The 13,954-nt window shown below is 67.2% G+C and carries 14 protein-coding genes and 1 pseudogene; 5 read left to right on the forward strand and 10 right to left on the reverse strand.

The window, feature by feature from the left end:
- The first annotated feature begins 127 nt into the window (after positions 1 to 127).
- Both ABDW31_RS10050 and ABDW31_RS10055 read left to right on the forward strand, forming a co-directional pair.
- Positions 128 to 652, forward strand: coding sequence for a dihydrofolate reductase (locus ABDW31_RS10050; RefSeq protein WP_343698599.1), 525 nt, complete (start codon positions 128 to 130; stop codon positions 650 to 652).
- Positions 653 to 717: 65 nt separating this feature from the next.
- Positions 718 to 1,107: pseudogene (locus ABDW31_RS10055) on the forward strand (dihydrofolate reductase); the annotation flags it as partial.
- Here ABDW31_RS10055 and ABDW31_RS10060 read toward each other — a convergent pair.
- Together ABDW31_RS10060 and ABDW31_RS10065 are read right to left on the reverse strand one after the other, a co-directional pair.
- Positions 1,104 to 1,523: a hypothetical protein gene (locus tag ABDW31_RS10060; protein ID WP_343698600.1), complete on the reverse strand. Its 420-nt coding sequence runs from the start codon at positions 1,521 to 1,523 to the stop codon at positions 1,104 to 1,106. The pseudogene ABDW31_RS10055 and the gene ABDW31_RS10060 sit on opposite strands and share 4 nt — an antisense overlap.
- Before the next feature lie 64 nt (positions 1,524 to 1,587).
- Complete coding sequence (locus ABDW31_RS10065) at positions 1,588 to 2,607, reverse strand: hypothetical protein (protein WP_343698601.1); 1,020 nt, start codon at positions 2,605 to 2,607, stop codon at positions 1,588 to 1,590.
- 344 nt (positions 2,608 to 2,951) lie between these two features.
- Between ABDW31_RS10065 and ABDW31_RS10070 the strand changes: the two genes are divergently transcribed.
- Together ABDW31_RS10070 and ABDW31_RS10075 are read left to right on the forward strand one after the other, a co-directional pair.
- Complete coding sequence (locus ABDW31_RS10070; protein ID WP_343698602.1) at positions 2,952 to 3,863, forward strand: SMP-30/gluconolactonase/LRE family protein; 912 nt, start codon at positions 2,952 to 2,954, stop codon at positions 3,861 to 3,863.
- Positions 3,864 to 3,961: 98 nt separating this feature from the next.
- Positions 3,962 to 4,741, forward strand: coding sequence for an SDR family oxidoreductase (locus ABDW31_RS10075; protein ID WP_184721184.1), 780 nt, complete (start codon positions 3,962 to 3,964; stop codon positions 4,739 to 4,741).
- 7 nt (positions 4,742 to 4,748) lie between these two features.
- On the opposite strand, the gene ABDW31_RS10080 is transcribed toward ABDW31_RS10075, so the two are convergent.
- The 6 genes from ABDW31_RS10080 to ABDW31_RS10105 all read right to left on the reverse strand — a co-directional run bounded on the left by ABDW31_RS10080 (position 4,749) and on the right by ABDW31_RS10105 (position 8,979).
- Positions 4,749 to 4,886 (reverse strand): hypothetical protein, encoded by a 138-nt coding sequence (locus tag ABDW31_RS10080; protein ID WP_343698603.1) that lies wholly within the window; start codon positions 4,884 to 4,886, stop codon positions 4,749 to 4,751.
- A 28-nt stretch (positions 4,887 to 4,914) separates the two neighbouring features.
- Entirely contained in the window at positions 4,915 to 6,006 is a 1,092-nt protein-coding gene (locus tag ABDW31_RS10085) for an NADH:flavin oxidoreductase (protein WP_184721188.1), read from the reverse strand.
- A gap of 81 nt (positions 6,007 to 6,087) precedes the next feature.
- Positions 6,088 to 7,299: an acyl-CoA dehydrogenase family protein gene (locus ABDW31_RS10090; protein ID WP_343698604.1), complete on the reverse strand. Its 1,212-nt coding sequence runs from the start codon at positions 7,297 to 7,299 to the stop codon at positions 6,088 to 6,090.
- Between the two features lie 6 nt (positions 7,300 to 7,305).
- Positions 7,306 to 7,596 carry a putative quinol monooxygenase gene (locus tag ABDW31_RS10095; protein WP_343698605.1) on the reverse strand — a complete coding sequence of 97 codons (291 nt, stop codon included), beginning with the start codon at positions 7,594 to 7,596 and terminating at the stop codon, positions 7,306 to 7,308.
- 269 nt (positions 7,597 to 7,865) lie between these two features.
- The gene (locus ABDW31_RS10100) at positions 7,866 to 8,180 is read right to left on the reverse strand and encodes a hypothetical protein (RefSeq protein ID WP_184721194.1); all 315 of its coding nucleotides are present in this window, start codon (positions 8,178 to 8,180) and stop codon (positions 7,866 to 7,868) included.
- Between the two features lie 103 nt (positions 8,181 to 8,283).
- A complete protein-coding gene (locus ABDW31_RS10105) occupies positions 8,284 to 8,979 on the reverse strand; it encodes a DnaJ family molecular chaperone (RefSeq protein ID WP_184721196.1) in 696 nt (231 codons plus the stop codon).
- A 283-nt stretch (positions 8,980 to 9,262) separates the two neighbouring features.
- On the opposite strand from ABDW31_RS10105, the gene ABDW31_RS10110 reads away from it, so the two are divergent.
- A complete protein-coding gene (locus ABDW31_RS10110) occupies positions 9,263 to 10,069 on the forward strand; it encodes a hypothetical protein (RefSeq protein ID WP_343698606.1) in 807 nt (268 codons plus the stop codon).
- A 131-nt stretch (positions 10,070 to 10,200) separates the two neighbouring features.
- Here the strand turns inward: ABDW31_RS10110 and ABDW31_RS10115 are convergent, their stop codons facing one another.
- Both ABDW31_RS10115 and ABDW31_RS10120 read right to left on the reverse strand, forming a co-directional pair.
- Positions 10,201 to 11,646, reverse strand: coding sequence for a GH1 family beta-glucosidase (locus ABDW31_RS10115; RefSeq protein ID WP_343698607.1), 1,446 nt, complete (start codon positions 11,644 to 11,646; stop codon positions 10,201 to 10,203).
- Between the two features lie 78 nt (positions 11,647 to 11,724).
- Positions 11,725 to 13,884 (reverse strand): EAL domain-containing protein, encoded by a 2,160-nt coding sequence (locus ABDW31_RS10120; protein WP_343698608.1) that lies wholly within the window; start codon positions 13,882 to 13,884, stop codon positions 11,725 to 11,727.
- Positions 13,885 to 13,954 lie beyond the last annotated feature (70 nt).

A 13,954-nucleotide genomic window follows, 5' to 3' on the forward strand; every position in this document is an offset into this window, starting at 1 on the left:
CCGCATGTCACCACAAACTTATCCACATTCTGGAACATCCTCTAGAATCGGGATTTATTAATAACTAGATTATTAAGTTGACGGTGCGCAGCCATCTGGCTATGCGCCGCACGCGGCGCATAGCCAGATGGCTAAGGCTGACGGGGAAGATTCTATGTCCAAAATTAGCTTAATCGCGGCACACGCTGAGAACCGTGTGATTGGTCGCGACAACAAGCTGCCTTGGCACGTCAGGAGCGACCTTCAGAATTTCCGCGCTTTGACGCGCAAAAAGCCTGTGATTATGGGGAGAAAGACGTTCGAGTCTCTTCCCGGAAAACTCGATGATCGCCCAAACATTGTTGTTACTCGCGACCCCTTCTTCGTGGCGGAAGGCGTTCAAGTTTTTACAAGTATTATCGAAGCGCTTGATTTTGCTCGCGACATTCCCGCCGAGGAAATCATGGTGATCGGTGGTGAGCAAATTTTTGAGGCAACGCTCGACTGCGCAAATATTATGTACCTGACGATTATCCGTCAGATCGTAGAAGGCGACGCCTACTTCCCCGAATACAATGAATCTCAATGGAAAACAGTTGAGGAGCGCAAGCTCCCTACGTCAGAGCTTGAACCTCGTGCTGATTTCCTTGTGAAAGAGCGCCTTGTAGCGTGATGGCAATTATATCCGTCTGCCTGTCGAACAGGCTTGCCGGAATTTCTCTTCTTCCTGAAACCTGCCCCATCATCATGGGCCGCAAGACTTGGGACAGCCTGCCGCGCAAGCCCCTGCCCGGCCGCACCAATATCGTGCTGAGTCGCGACCAGAGCTTCGAGCCCGGCGGCGCGATCCCCTGCGAGACCTGGATGGAGGCGGTGCAGATCGCCCGTGAACAAGCCGATGACGACGGCGTCGAGGAAGTCTGCGTGATCGGCGGCCGGGCCCTGTTCGAATTGGCGCTACCGAAAGCCAAGCGCCTGTACCTGACCGAGGTCGACGCCACGGTGGACGGTGACGTCACCTTCCCCGACTTCGACGAGAGCGCCTGGACCGAAGTCCGGCGCGAGGAACACGCGGCCGGCGAAGGCGACGACCACGCGTTCGTGTTCCGGGTGCTGGAGCGCCGCTAGTTCTCGGCCGCCAGCGGCTGAGGCGTCTTTTCCAGATTGGCCAGCTTGCGCGTCTTCAGCGGCTTGCCGGTGCAGGCCTTGAACACGACCTCGACCTCGCCGCCCTTGCCCACCTCGGGCATGGCGTACTTGGCCGGACCGATCCGCTGGGCCGTGATCACCGTGTCGCCCTTGTCGGTCTTGCTCCAGGCCATGCGCGCGTGGGTCCCGGTGTCGCCAAAGCGCTTCTGCAGCTCGCCGTCGAAGGTCTTGTGGATCGCCGCCTCCATCACGGGGCTCCACTGCGCGTTGGTCATCGCCGGACAGGCCGGCCGCGTCGGCATCGCCCGGCTCTTTGACCACGGCAGCGACGGCGCGACCGCGCAGCCCGCCAACATCAGCCCCGTCGCCGCGATCGCCGTCACAGTCGCCCGCATTCTCGAGAATCCTTCATTCCAAACTTGCCGCAAGCTCACCGCGAACCTCGCCATGCGCAAGGGCTCAATCATCGGTGAAATAGTCGGCGATGGCGTCGTCGACCGGGGTCAACTGGAACTTCGGTGACGCGGCCTCCTCCAGCGCCCGGCGGATCTGCCAGGCGCTGCGGCCGACATGGACGCCCATGCCGCGCAGCTCGCCGACGATGGCTTCGCGAGTGGCTTCGTCGACGGACTGGTTGTTGCGCAGGCGCGCCTGGTCCAGCCGCCAGCCGAAGAAGCCGTCGGGGATCAGCTCGACCACCGCGCCCGGCGCCGGTAGCCACTCGTAGATGGCCGTGCGCTGGTCGACCGCGCAGTCCAGATAGTTGACCAGGCAGTTGCGATAGCGGCGCGCGGCGTCGCGGATGGCCGCGGCGGTGTCCAGCGGCCGCAGCCGCTCGGTGCCCGGATGGGGCGGCGGCGGCAGCTCGCGGCGGAAGTCCTCGGCCACCAGGGTGAACAGCGCCTTGGGCGTGGGCGCATGGCTCCAGGCCGCCACGCGCGTGGACAGCACCTGCGGCGACAGCCGCCGAGCCAGCACGGCGTGGGCCTCGGCCAGCAGGGCCGCCTGGGCCGGACTGACGCGCAGGGCCACGCCACCCGCCTCGCGCAGGTCAGCCGGCAGGGCGGCCAGGGCGCGGACCAGCTCCGGCGTGATGGCCTGCGCGTGGCGCAGGGTCTTGGCCGGAGCCGGATCGGCCAGCATCCGGACCAGCAGGCGATAGTCCTCGGGCGTCCAGGCGATCTCGCCCAGGCGTTCCAGGGCCCGGCGCAGGCCTTCGGGCGCGGCGGCCTCCAGCACCAGCGGGATGGCCTTGCGCAGCGGCAGGTCCATCAGGCCGGCGACGTCGATCGGCGGGCCGTTCGAAGGCTCGGCGGCCAGCATCAGGCAGATCAGGTGCCGCCGCGCCGCCGGGGCGGTCACGAAAGCGGTATGGGGCGCGGGCCACAGGGCGGCCAGCACCTCGGCATAGGGCGGCGCGATCAGGCGCAGCAAGGGCGAGGCGACGCTGGTCGCGCTCGCGAGAGACAGGACTGTCATGAAGAAGCTCCGGCGGCGGCCAGAGCGGCCGCGGCTAGCGGTAGGGTCGCGAGGGGCGATCGAGGGCGGCGCACGACATCGACGGCGCGCGCCAGACCACCTTCGGCGGTGCTTTGGGCTGTGCGGCGGCGAGGTTCATGCGGCGGATCGGCTCCTAGAGCTTCAGTTGGAGGCGCTGATCCCACGATCGCCGCGCGGCGACAACCCCCGCGAACCGCGCCGACGCACGCGCGCCGGTTGCTGTGACTGGCAAGACACGGTTCGCCGAACGGAACCCTCGCCACCTTCAAACGGGCGTTTATAGTCTTCCCCAACGCCCCGCAGAGGCGAAGGGAGAAAGCGCGATGGACATCCAGCTCGTCACCGAAGGCCTGCAATTCCCCGAAGGTCCCGTGGCGATGGCCGACGGTTCAGTGATCGTCACCGAGATCCAGGGCCAGCGCCTGACGCGGGTCTGGCCCGACGGCCGCAAGGAGACCGTGGCCGACACCGGCGGCGGCCCCAACGGCGCGGCGATCGGCCCAGATGGGGCGCTATACGTCACCAACAACGGCGCCAGCTTCGCCTTCTTCGAGGCGGGCGGCCTGAACATCCCTGGCCCCACCCCGCCCAGCCACGAAGGTGGCTACATCCAGCGCGTGGACCTGAAGACCGGCGAGATCCGCGTGCTGTACACCGAGTGCGACGGCAAGAAGCTGGTGGGTCCCAATGACCTGGTTTTCGACAAGCAGGGTGGCTTCTGGTTCACCGACCACGGCTGCTCCACGCCCGACGGCAAGAAGTACGGCGCCCTGTACTACGCCCTGCCCGACGGCACGAAGATCACCCGCTGGCGCGACCACTTCGTCTCGCCCAACGGCGTGGGCCTCTCGCCCGACGAGAAGACCGTCTACATGGCCGACACCATGCTGGGCCGCCTGTGGTCGTTCGAGGTCACCTCGCCTGGCGTCCTGGCCGACGCCGCACCGCTGCAACCCGGCAACGTGGTCTGTAACCTGCCGGGCTATCAGTTGCTGGACAGCCTGGCGGTCGAGGCCGGCGGCAAGGTCTGCGTGGCCACGATCATCAATGGCGGCATCACCGCCTTCGACCCGGACGGCTCGACCGAGCACTTCGCCTTCCCGGACGTGATCGTCACCAACATCTGCTTCGGCGGGGCCGACATGCGCGACGCCTGGATCACGGCCTCGGGCACCGGCAAGCTCTACAAGGCCCGCTGGCCACGTCCGGGGCTGAAGCTGAACTTCAACGCCTAGAAACGTGAATTGAATTCACAACAGCTGATCCTGGCCACGGCGTAGTTTGACGTCGTGGCCGTCCCATCTGAGGCTCCGAGAAACGACGGAGCCCAGCAATGGACCTCAAACTGAACGACAAGACCGCGCTGGTGACCGGCGCGACAGCCGGCATCGGCCTGGAGATCGCCCGCGCCCTGGCCGCCGAAGGCGCCAAGGTGTTCGTCACAGGCCGCAACAAGGCCAAGCTGGACGCCGCCGTCGCCGACATCGGCGGCAAGGCGCAAGGCGTGCTGGCCGACGCAGCCACGGCAGAAGGCGCAGCGGCGGTGCTGAAGGCGCTCCCCAGCGTCGATATCCTGGTCAACAACATCGGCATCTACGAGATGAAGGCCTTCGCCGACATCCCCGACGAGGACTGGCTGCGGCTGTTCGACGTCAACGTCATGAGCGGCGTGCGCCTGGCCCGCGGCTACTTCCCCGGGATGCTGGAGCGCGACTGGGGCCGGGTGATCTTCATCTCGTCGGAGTCGGGTCTCGCGACGCCGGGCGAGATGGTCCACTACGGCATGACCAAGAGCGCCCAGCTCGCCGTGGCCCGAGGCATGGCCCAGGCCACCAAGGGCACCGGCGTCACCGTCAATTCGATCCTGCCCGGCCCGACCCGCTCGGAAGGCGTCGGCGACTTCCTCAAGAGCGTCTCGACCAACCCGGACGGCACGCCCCAGGAGCACGAGGCCGAGTTCTTCGCCAAGCACCGGTCCAGCTCGTTGCTACAGCGGATGATCGAACCGCAGGAAGTGGCCAGCCTGGTCGCCTACGTCGCCAGCCCGCTGTCGGCAGCGACGAATGGCGCCTCGCTGAAGGTTGAAGGCGGACTGGTGACGACGATCGCTTAAGATCGCCTCACTCCTCCCGCAGGAACGCCCCTGCGATCAGCAGCGCCATGGCCAGCAAGGCCAGCAGGCCCGCGACATAGGGCATCCAGTGCATCGTCGCCTCCCCCTCTAAACCGGAGGCGACGATGGCCCGGGGCGGGCGCATCGCCCAGCCCCGGAACAGGGGGTCTTGCCTAGTAGAGGACGCCCAGCGCCTCGCGCTCGAAGGCCTTCAGTTCGTCGTTGCGGCCCTCGCGGATCTTCACGACCCATTCGGGATCCTGCAGCAGGGCGCGGCCGATGCCGACGAGGTCGAACTCGTCACGCTCCAGGCGTTCCAGCAGGTTGTCGATCGAGGCCGGCTTGCTGCCTTCACCGGCGAACGCGGCGATGAACTCGCCCGACAGGCCCACCGAGCCGACGGTGATGGTCGGGGCGCCGGTCAGCTTCTTGGCCCAGCCGGCGAAATTCAGGTCGCTGCCTTCGAACTCCGGCTCCCAGAAGCGGCGTTGCGAGCAGTGGAAGATGTCCGCGCCGGCGTCGGCCAGCGGCTGCAGCCAGCTTTCCAGCAGCTGTGGCGTCTCGGCGTTCTTGACCGAGAAGTCCTGCTGCTTCCACTGCGACAGGCGGATGATCACCGGATAGTCGGGGCCCACGGCGGCGCGAACCGCCTTGAGGATCTCGGCGGCGAACTTGCTGCGCTCGGCGATGGTCGGACCGTTCAGGTGGTCGTCGCGGACATTGGTGCCGTTCCAGAAGAACTGGTCGATCAGATAGCCGTGAGCGCCGTGCAGCTCGATGGCGTCGAAGCCCAGGCGCTTGGCGTCGGCGGCGGCCGTGGCGAAGGCGGCGATGGTATCGGCGACCTCTGTGTCGGTCATCGGCGTCGTGAACGGCTCACCGCCGGCCTTGGAGATGCCAGAGGGGCTGTCGACCTTGCCCAGCTTGTCCTTCCCCTGGGCCGAGCCGACATGCCACAGCTGCGGCGCGATCAGGCCACCGGCGGCGTGGACCTCTTCGACCACCTTCTTCCAGGCGGCCAGCTCCTGCTCGCCGTGGAAGCGCGGCACATTGGCGTCGTTCAGCGAGGCTGGACGGGCCACGCCCGTGCCCTCGGTGATGATCAGGCCGACCTGGCCCTCAGCGCGGCGACGGTAATAGGCCGCGACATCGTCGGTGGCCACGCCGCCCGGCGAGAACGACCGCGTCATCGGCGCCATCACCGTCCGGTTGGGCAGCTTCAGCGACTTGAATTCGAACGGCTTGAACAGGGCGTCGAGCGACATGGGGAATTCCCGAACCAGAATGTGTTGCGCGCGATCCAAACATCCGTTCGGATCGCGCGTCCATCCAGAAAAACTACTTTCTCAAAGCCCCAGCACCATCTTGGCCATGATGTTGCGCTGGATCTCGTTGGACCCGGCGTAGATCGAGGCCTTGCGGTAGCTGAAATAGGCCGGCGCGGCCGGGGCCGCATAATCCGGCCCCGCGCTCTGGTCATTGTTCTTGGACCACGGATCCTGAACGAACGGCGCGGCATAGGTCCCGACCGCCTCCAGGGTCAGTTCAGTGATCGCCTGCTGGTGCTCGGAGCCTACGCACTTCAGCATCGACGAGGCCGGGCCGATGGCCTTGCCCGCGCCGCGACCGGAGAAGATCCGCAGTTCGGTGGCGTTCAGGGCCGCGACCTGGATCTCCAGATTGGTGATCTTCTCGCGGAAGGCCGCATCGTCGATCAGCCGCCCGCCGTCGTCGGCCACCTCCAGCGCCGCGATGCGCTTGACCTTCTTGAGCATGTTCATCAGACCAGGCGCATAAGCGTTGCCGCGTTCGAACTCGAGCAGGTACTTGGCGTAGGTCCAGCCCTTGTTCTCCTCGCCGATGCGGTTGGCGACCGGCACACGGACATTGTCGAAGAAGACCTGGTTGATCTCCTGCTCGCCGTCGGGCGGACCGTCCAGGGTGGGCAGCGGCTTGATCTGGATGCCCGGCGTGTCCATGCGCAGCAGCAGGAACGAGATGCCCTCCTGCGGCTTGCCCGCCGACGAGGTGCGCACCAGGCAGAACATCCAGTCGGCCCACTGGGCGTGGGTGGTCCAGATCTTCGAGCCGTTCAGGACGTAGTCGTCGCCGTCCCGTTCAGCCTTCATCTGCAGGCTGGCCAGGTCCGAACCCGAGCCCGGCTCGGAATAGCCCTGGCACCACCAGATGTCGGAGGTGAGGATCGGCGGCAGGTGCTGGGCTTTCTGCGCCTCGCTGCCGAACGCCATGATGACCGGCGCGACCATCTTCAGCCCCATGGGCGAGGAGGTCGGCACACCGGCCAGGCTCATCTCCATGTTGAAGATGTAGCGCTGCGAGGCCGTGAAGCCCGCCCCACCCAGTTCGACCGGCCAGTCGGGGGCGGCCCAGCCGCGCTCGGCCAGCTTCTTCTGCCAGCGCACCTGGCCGGCCTTGTCGAGATAGCCGTTCTTCGAGCGGGCCATCTGCCGACGCAGGTCGTCGTCATAGGCCCCGGCGATCCAGTCGCGGACCTCCTGCTGGAAGGCCAGGTCCTCGGGCGAGAAGGAAAGGTCCATCAGGCCCTACTCCACCGCGTCGAGATATTCGATCTCCGGCCGGCCGGCCATGAACGGCCCCATGGCCGCGCCCGCTGCCTTGAAATAGTCGCTGCTCCCGTGGGCCTTCAGGGCGTCCTCGGAGGCGTAGAGCTCCAGCACCTTGTAGGTCCCGGCCTCGGTCTTGGACTTGGTGAGCTGGTACATCAGGCAGCCCGGCTCGTTGGCCTTGACCCTGTTCTGCAAGTCCAGGAACACCTTCTCGAAGTCCGCCGACTTGTCCGGCTGAACCTTCAGGATCGCGACGACACCGATCATGACTAACCTCCCAACGTTTGTTTGAATGGGAGGATGCGGGAGGCAGAAGCGCGGGGCAAGAGGGCATGGAAAATCCCTCTCTCATAGAGAGAGGGAGGGGCCCGTCGCCGCAGGCGGTGGGAGGGTGAGAGGTTTCACCGCCTGCCGGCAAACCCCGGGGGCGCTCAACAGAAAATGAGGAAGATCAGAGCTTTATCTGGTCAGAGTGTAACCTCTCACCCTCCCACGCTTCGCGTGGGCCCCTCCCTCTCTCTATGAGAGAGGGAAAACTACCGGCGCTCGTTCCACCCGTAGGCGACCCACGAGTGGCCGCCGACGTTGCGGGCTTCGATCAGGCCGGGCTCGCCTTCGGGACCCTTGCCGCCCTTGCGGCCGCGCAGGGCGAAGGCGGCGATGCCGAACAGCGCGCTGCCCATGAAGCCGACCACGACTACGGTGGCGGCGAACACCACGGCCAGCACGGCCCCGACCACCACGGCGACCGAGGTCGCGAGCGCGCCGAACATCCAGGCCAGGTTATGCCAGGGCGTCGATGCAGCGGCGGGGTTGGTCATCGTGGTCCTCTCTAGAGCGCTAATGATCACCAAAGGTGGTTCACAAGCGCTGAACGTCAACTGAACACCCACCGGACGCGGATGAAAAGCCTTTTCCGCGCGCGTAAGGCGAGGCCGATCGTCTCGCTCCGCCTCAACCCACGGCGGCCAGCCCCAGTTCCCGGCGCTCGCGCATCACGGTCGAGAAGGCCGCGTTGATGGTCGAGGCCTTGGCTTCGGCCAACTCGATGAACTCTGTCGGCAAGCCGCGGGCGCGGGCCCGGTCGGGGTGAGCGTTGGAGAGTGCGATCTTCCAGGCCTTGCGCACCGTGGCGTCGTCGGCGTCAGCCGGCACTTCCAGGATGGCGTAGGGATCGTCGGCCCCGACCCCCAGATGCGTGGCGCGCAGGCGGCGGAAGGCTAGCGGCGACATGCCGAACAGGTCCGACACGCGCTCCAGATATTCCAGCTCGTCATGGGTGACGACGCCGTCGGCCTTGGCGATGTGGAACAGGCCGTCGACCACGTCTTCCAGCAGTTGCGGGCAGCTGGAATAGCGCTTGGCCAGACGCTTGGCGTAGCTCTCGAAGCCGTGCGTGGTCTGGCGGGCCAGGTCGTACAGGCGGTGGATGTTCTGCTCGGACGCCGGGTCGGGCTGGAAGACTTCGGTGAAGGCCAGGAACTCGCCGCCGTCGGCGCGTCCGTCGACCTTGGCCAGCTTGGCGCCCAGGGCCGTGACCGCCGTCGAGAACGCCGGATCCTCGCCCGGCAGGCCGCCCGGGCACTCAGTGCAGTCGGCCAGATCCAGGCGACGGGCGGCGATGCTCGCGATGTTGCGCCAGAAACTCATAGATCGCCTCGAGCCGGGGGGAGCGGACGGGTGGAAACGCGCGATGCGGCGTTCGGATCACCGCTTCAAGGCGCTTCTAGCACATTGAGAATGATCGTTCACATGACTTCGTTGCAATGCGGCATTTTAGGCGGCGGAGGCCCTTGCGCACTTTACGGTGGAGCTTTTCGCCCGCTCGGCCGTTATGGCCCCGCTTGCGCCCAAAAGGCCATGCAACGGTCCCAATCCGGATCGAAATGCTCTAGTCCAGACTCGACGTTACCCTGAAAGGACATCCGCCCGCATGGCGAACGCCCTCCTCCTCGCTATCGCTCTCCTGGCCCAGGACGGCGGGATGACCACTCAAGGTCCCAATACGCCGCCTTCCGACGAGTACGGCTACGTGGCCTGGTGCTATGGCGCCCTGGGCGGCTACGCCTCGCTGTACGACAAGGTGATGCCGGAAGTGACGCGCATCGAGAAGGCGTTCCCGGGCCCCGACGGCGTCCAGGCGGCGCTGAAGACCTATCCGGAACTGCGCGCCCAGGCCCAGAAGGACATGAAGGTGATGACCTCGGCCATCACCGCGGCCGAAAAGGCCAGCCCACGTCCGATCTCGCAGTATGGCGCGGCTCAGATCAAGCGCGGCTCGGCCATCTGGCAGGGCGCGGACTCGGTGGGCAAGGCGCGCCTGGCCCAGATGTGGATGAGCTGGAGCCCGCCCGGCGACTGCGAGCGCCGCGCCAAGGCCCTGGAGACCAAGTCGTCGATCCTGGGCAAGGCGCTGAACTACAACGCCGCCCCGGCCGAACCGACGCCGACCGAACCGGCGCCGCCGCCCCCGGCCGCCGAGACTCCGGTCCTGCAGCCGATCGCCGAACCCGCCGCCAAACCCGCCGCTCAGCCGGTCTCGGCGCCGATCGGCGCGGTTCCGGCCGCCAAGCCGCTGGCCCAGAAGCCTGCCGCCCAAAAGCCTGCGCCCAAGCCGGCTGCTCCGCCCGTCGCGGCCAACGAGGTCATCATCGATCCCGCCAACCCCGCCCCCTGCGCCGGCAGCCTGCTGCCCGCCAAGCGCGGTGGCAAGAACGTGCTGATCTGCAAGGCGGATTGATCGCCAAACCCGTCATCCCGCGACTTGTTCGCGGGACCCATGGTTCAGCTTGCAAGGGAGAGCGCGATCATCCTCCTCACTTGCGGCGGACAGATGGGTCCCGCGCATAAAGCGCGGGATGACGACTGTTTCTATTGCGCCGGCAGCGCTCCCATCGCCGCCAGCGCCTTGAACCACGCGTACGAGGCCTTGGGCGTACGCACGCCGGTCTTGCGGTCCATGGCCACCAGGCCGAACTTGGACGTGTAGCCTAGGTCCCACTCGAAGTTGTCGACCAGGGTCCATTCAAAATAGCCGCGCACGTCGCAGCCGGCCTCGCGGGCGGCCAGCACCGCCTGCAGATGGCGGCGCAGATAGGCGATGCGGAACTGGTCGTTCAGGACCGCCGGACCGTTGCCGAACGGATCCGAGCAGCCGTTCTCGGTCACCAGCACCCGCGGATTGCCGTACTCACGGCGCACGCGGTCCAGCACCTCGAACAGGCCCGACGGGTCGATGTGGCGTCCGAAGGCGTCCAGCTCCGCGCCTTTGGGCGGGGCGGCCACGGCGATCTTGCCCGGCGCGTTCAGGTCCAGCCGCACATAGGCCGGCGCGTAGTAGTTCACCCCCAGGAAGTCGACCGGCTGGCGGGTGATCGCCAGGTCGCCGCCCTGCACGACACCCTTCAGGAAGTCGTCCATGTCCTTGGGGTAGGTCCCCTTCAGCAGGGGATCCAGCCAGGCCTTGTTCCACAGCGCGTCCAGGCCGTCGGAAGCCAGCCGGTTCCAGATCGCCCACGGCCCACCGGCCGGACGGCACGGCTGCAGGGCCATGGTGGTGCCGATCTGCAGGTCGCTGCGCCCCGCCCGCAACGCCTGGATCGCCAGGCCCTGGCCCAGGTTCATGTGGTGGATCACCGGCCCCAGCAGGGCCTCGTCCTTCAGCCCCGGCGCGCCCTCGCCCAGCACGTGGCCGAACACGGCGTGCACGGCCGCCTCGTTGAGGATGATGTAGTTCTTCAGCCGGTCGCCCAGGCGATCGACCACCACCCGGGCGTAATCCGCGAAGCGCAGGGCGGTGTCGCGGTTCTTCCAGCCGCCCTTGCCCTGCAGGCCCTGCGGCAGGTCCCAATGAAACAGCGTGGCGTAGGGCGCGATCCCCTTGGCCAACAGGGCGTCGACCAGACGCGAATAGTGATCCAGGCCGGCGGCGTTCACCGCCCCCTCCCCGCTGGCCAGCACCCGCGACCAGCTGATCGAGAAGCGATAGGCGTCCAGCCCCGCCCCGGCGATCAGGTCGACGTCGTCCTGGTAGCGGCGATAGCTGTCGGTGGCGACGGTGGCGTCCGAGCCGTCCTTGATGTGGCCGGGGACCTTCTCGAACACGTCCCAAACGCTGGGCCCACGCCCGTCGACGTCCTGGGCGCCCTCGGTCTGGAAGGCGGCGCTGGCCACGCCCCAGGTGAAGTCCTTGGGAAACTGCCGGCTCTTGGGGTTCAGGTCCGTGTCGTGCGTCCCCTCGCACCCCGACAACCCCATGGCCGCCCCGCTCAATGCCAGCGCACCAAGCGCCCGGCGGCTGACGCCTGACCGTTCCATCGTCCCCTCCCGTCTTGTTCGTTGGGAGGCAAGATGCTGTGGGAGAACGCCGTTCGCAATCCTTCCCCTAAGGGCAGGTCAGCGCGCCAGCTCGCGGGCGCCGGCGATGGCGTCGGCGGACATCGGGCGGCCCAGCAGGAAGCCCTGGAACTCGGCGCAGCCCAGCTTCACCAGGCAGTCCATCTGGGCTTGGGTTTCCACACCTTCGGCCGTGGTCTTCAGGCCCAGCGAGCGGGCCAGGCTGACGATGGCCTTGGCAACGGCCAGGCTCTCGCCATTGCCCGGCAGGCTGGCGACGAACGAGCGGTCGATCTTCAGCTTGTCGATCGGATGGCGGCGCAGATAGGCCAGGCTGGCATAGCCGGTGCCGAAGTCGTCCAGGGCCAGGCGGAAGCCCAGACGCTTGAGGCGGCGCAGGGCCTCGTGGACCCCGTCACTGTCCTTCAGCAGCGCCGTCTCGGTGATCTCCAGCATGAAGACGTCGGCGCGCGCCCCGGTCTCGGCCAGGACGGCGACCATCTCGTCGACGAAGCCCGGGTTCGAAAGCTGGATGGCCGAGACGTTGACCGAAACCTCCAGCCCCGACCAGCGCAGGCTGTCGTAGCAGGCGCGGCGAAACACGGCCGAGCCGACGGCTCCGATCAGGCCACAGGACTCGGCCAGCGGAATGAAGATGGCCGGGGCGATGTCGCCGCGCTCCGGATGTGTCCAGCGGGCCAGGGCCTCGACCCCGACGATCACGCCCTTCGCATCCGTTAGCGGCTGGTAGGCGACCTTCAGCCCATCGTTCTCCAACGCGGTGCGCAGGTCGCGCTCCAGGCCCTTTCGCAGGCGCAGGGCGGCGTCCATCTCGGGCTCGAAGAAGGCGAAGCGGCCACGGCCGGCCTCCTTGGCGCGATACAGGGCCACGTCGGCCTGGCGCAGCAGTTCGGCCTGCCCCTGCTCGGCGTCCGGAACCACCGCGACGCCCACCGAGCACGACAGCTGAGCGCGGCCGATCGTCAGGTCGACCTCGCCCGACAGCCCCTCGACGATGCGCTGAGCCAAGGTCGCGGCCCCGGCCGGGTTGGTGTCGGGCTGGATGACCGCGAATTCGTCGCCGCCCAGGCGGCAAATGGTGTCGGTCTCGCGGCAGATAGCCTTCAGGCGGCGCGCGACCTCGCGGATCAGCTGGTCGCCGGCGTCGTGGCCGTAGGTGTCGTTGACTTCCTTGAACCGGTCCAGGTCGATGCACAGCACGCCCAGATGGCCGGGCTTGCGGCGCAGGACGGCGTGGGCGTGGACCAGGCGGTCGGTGAACAGGGTGCGGTTGGCTAGGCCCGTCAGCGGATCGTGCAGCGACAGGTGTTTGGCCTCGGCCTCGCTCAGCAGCAGCTTCTTGGCGGCGCGGCGGGTGACGCGGAACAGCAGCCAGGCGCCCAGCACCGCCGCCACCAGGGCCGTGCCCAGCATCGGCGTGGCCGAGCGCAGCAGCTCCTCGCCCGGCTTGCGCGGCGTCCAGCGCAGGACGATGCGGCGGCCGTCGGCGATGCGGCTCAGCTGCACCTGGGCGTCGTCGGTCTTGAACTGCGCCGCCGTGACGACGCCGATATGGGCGTGCTGCAGCAGGAAGCGGTCGGAGAAGGCCTTCACGACGGTGTTGGCCACCGGCACGCCGGTCACCAGCAGCGGCGCATGCTCGCCGCGCGTCTTGGCCTTCAGGTCCGGGCGGATCAGCGAAACGGTGATCAGCACCGGCTCGCCGCCGATCAGCTCGACACGGCTCTTGTGCACGGCGCGCAGGGCGGCGACCTGACGGGGATCGGCCTCGATACGGCGGACCTCGGTCACCAGTCGGGCGGTCTGGGCGGCGTAGCGGCCATAGGCGTCCGGCGCGACGTCATGGCCGTTGACGTGACCGTAGATCGGAGCGCCCTCGCGATCGAGGACGAACACGACCCGATAGCCCAGCGCCCCGCCCAGCGAGGCGCCGATGTTCTGGCGGGCCCATTCGCGGTCGAACTGGTTGTCCAGCTTGATGACCGCCTCGTCCCAGATGACATAGGGGTTCAGCGCCGTCTGCACCTCGCGGGCGCGCTGGCGCAGGCCGTTGCCGACCAGGGTCTGCTCGTATTCACGCTCGCGGATGTCGGCGTGGCGGGTCGCGATGATCAGAGCGAAACCGGCGAGCAGGATCACGCCCGCCGCCACACCGGCGATCAGGCCAAAGATCTTCAGCTCGATGTTCCGACGGTCCATGCGTCCCCCTGAGGCTTGCATGGTCCACAGGAACGGTTGCCGAAGTGCTTAATGCCTAGCTGGGTTGGAC

The sequence above is a fragment of the Caulobacter sp. genome (genome assembly GCF_039596335.1).
Lineage (GTDB): Bacteria > Pseudomonadota > Alphaproteobacteria > Caulobacterales > Caulobacteraceae > Caulobacter.

What these genes read in the sequence shown, in the direction of transcription:
- ABDW31_RS10050 (WP_343698599.1), top strand. Translation starts at nt 128, where the DNA reads ATGGCTAAGGCTGACGGGGAAGATTCTATGTCCAAAATTAGCTTAATC.
- ABDW31_RS10060 (WP_343698600.1), bottom strand. Translation starts at nt 1,523, where the DNA reads ATGCGGGCGACTGTGACGGCGATCGCGGCGACGGGGCTGATGTTGGCG.
- ABDW31_RS10065 (WP_343698601.1), bottom strand. Translation starts at nt 2,607, where the DNA reads ATGACAGTCCTGTCTCTCGCGAGCGCGACCAGCGTCGCCTCGCCCTTG.
- ABDW31_RS10070 (WP_343698602.1), top strand. Translation starts at nt 2,952, where the DNA reads ATGGACATCCAGCTCGTCACCGAAGGCCTGCAATTCCCCGAAGGTCCC.
- ABDW31_RS10075 (WP_184721184.1), top strand. Translation starts at nt 3,962, where the DNA reads ATGGACCTCAAACTGAACGACAAGACCGCGCTGGTGACCGGCGCGACA.
- ABDW31_RS10080 (WP_343698603.1), bottom strand. Translation starts at nt 4,886, where the DNA reads ATGCGCCCGCCCCGGGCCATCGTCGCCTCCGGTTTAGAGGGGGAGGCG.
- ABDW31_RS10085 (WP_184721188.1), bottom strand. Translation starts at nt 6,006, where the DNA reads ATGTCGCTCGACGCCCTGTTCAAGCCGTTCGAATTCAAGTCGCTGAAG.
- ABDW31_RS10090 (WP_343698604.1), bottom strand. Translation starts at nt 7,299, where the DNA reads ATGGACCTTTCCTTCTCGCCCGAGGACCTGGCCTTCCAGCAGGAGGTC.
- ABDW31_RS10095 (WP_343698605.1), bottom strand. Translation starts at nt 7,596, where the DNA reads ATGATCGGTGTCGTCGCGATCCTGAAGGTTCAGCCGGACAAGTCGGCG.
- ABDW31_RS10105 (WP_184721196.1), bottom strand. Translation starts at nt 8,979, where the DNA reads ATGAGTTTCTGGCGCAACATCGCGAGCATCGCCGCCCGTCGCCTGGAT.
- ABDW31_RS10110 (WP_343698606.1), top strand. Translation starts at nt 9,263, where the DNA reads ATGGCGAACGCCCTCCTCCTCGCTATCGCTCTCCTGGCCCAGGACGGC.
- ABDW31_RS10115 (WP_343698607.1), bottom strand. Translation starts at nt 11,646, where the DNA reads ATGGAACGGTCAGGCGTCAGCCGCCGGGCGCTTGGTGCGCTGGCATTG.
- ABDW31_RS10120 (WP_343698608.1), bottom strand. Translation starts at nt 13,884, where the DNA reads ATGGACCGTCGGAACATCGAGCTGAAGATCTTTGGCCTGATCGCCGGT.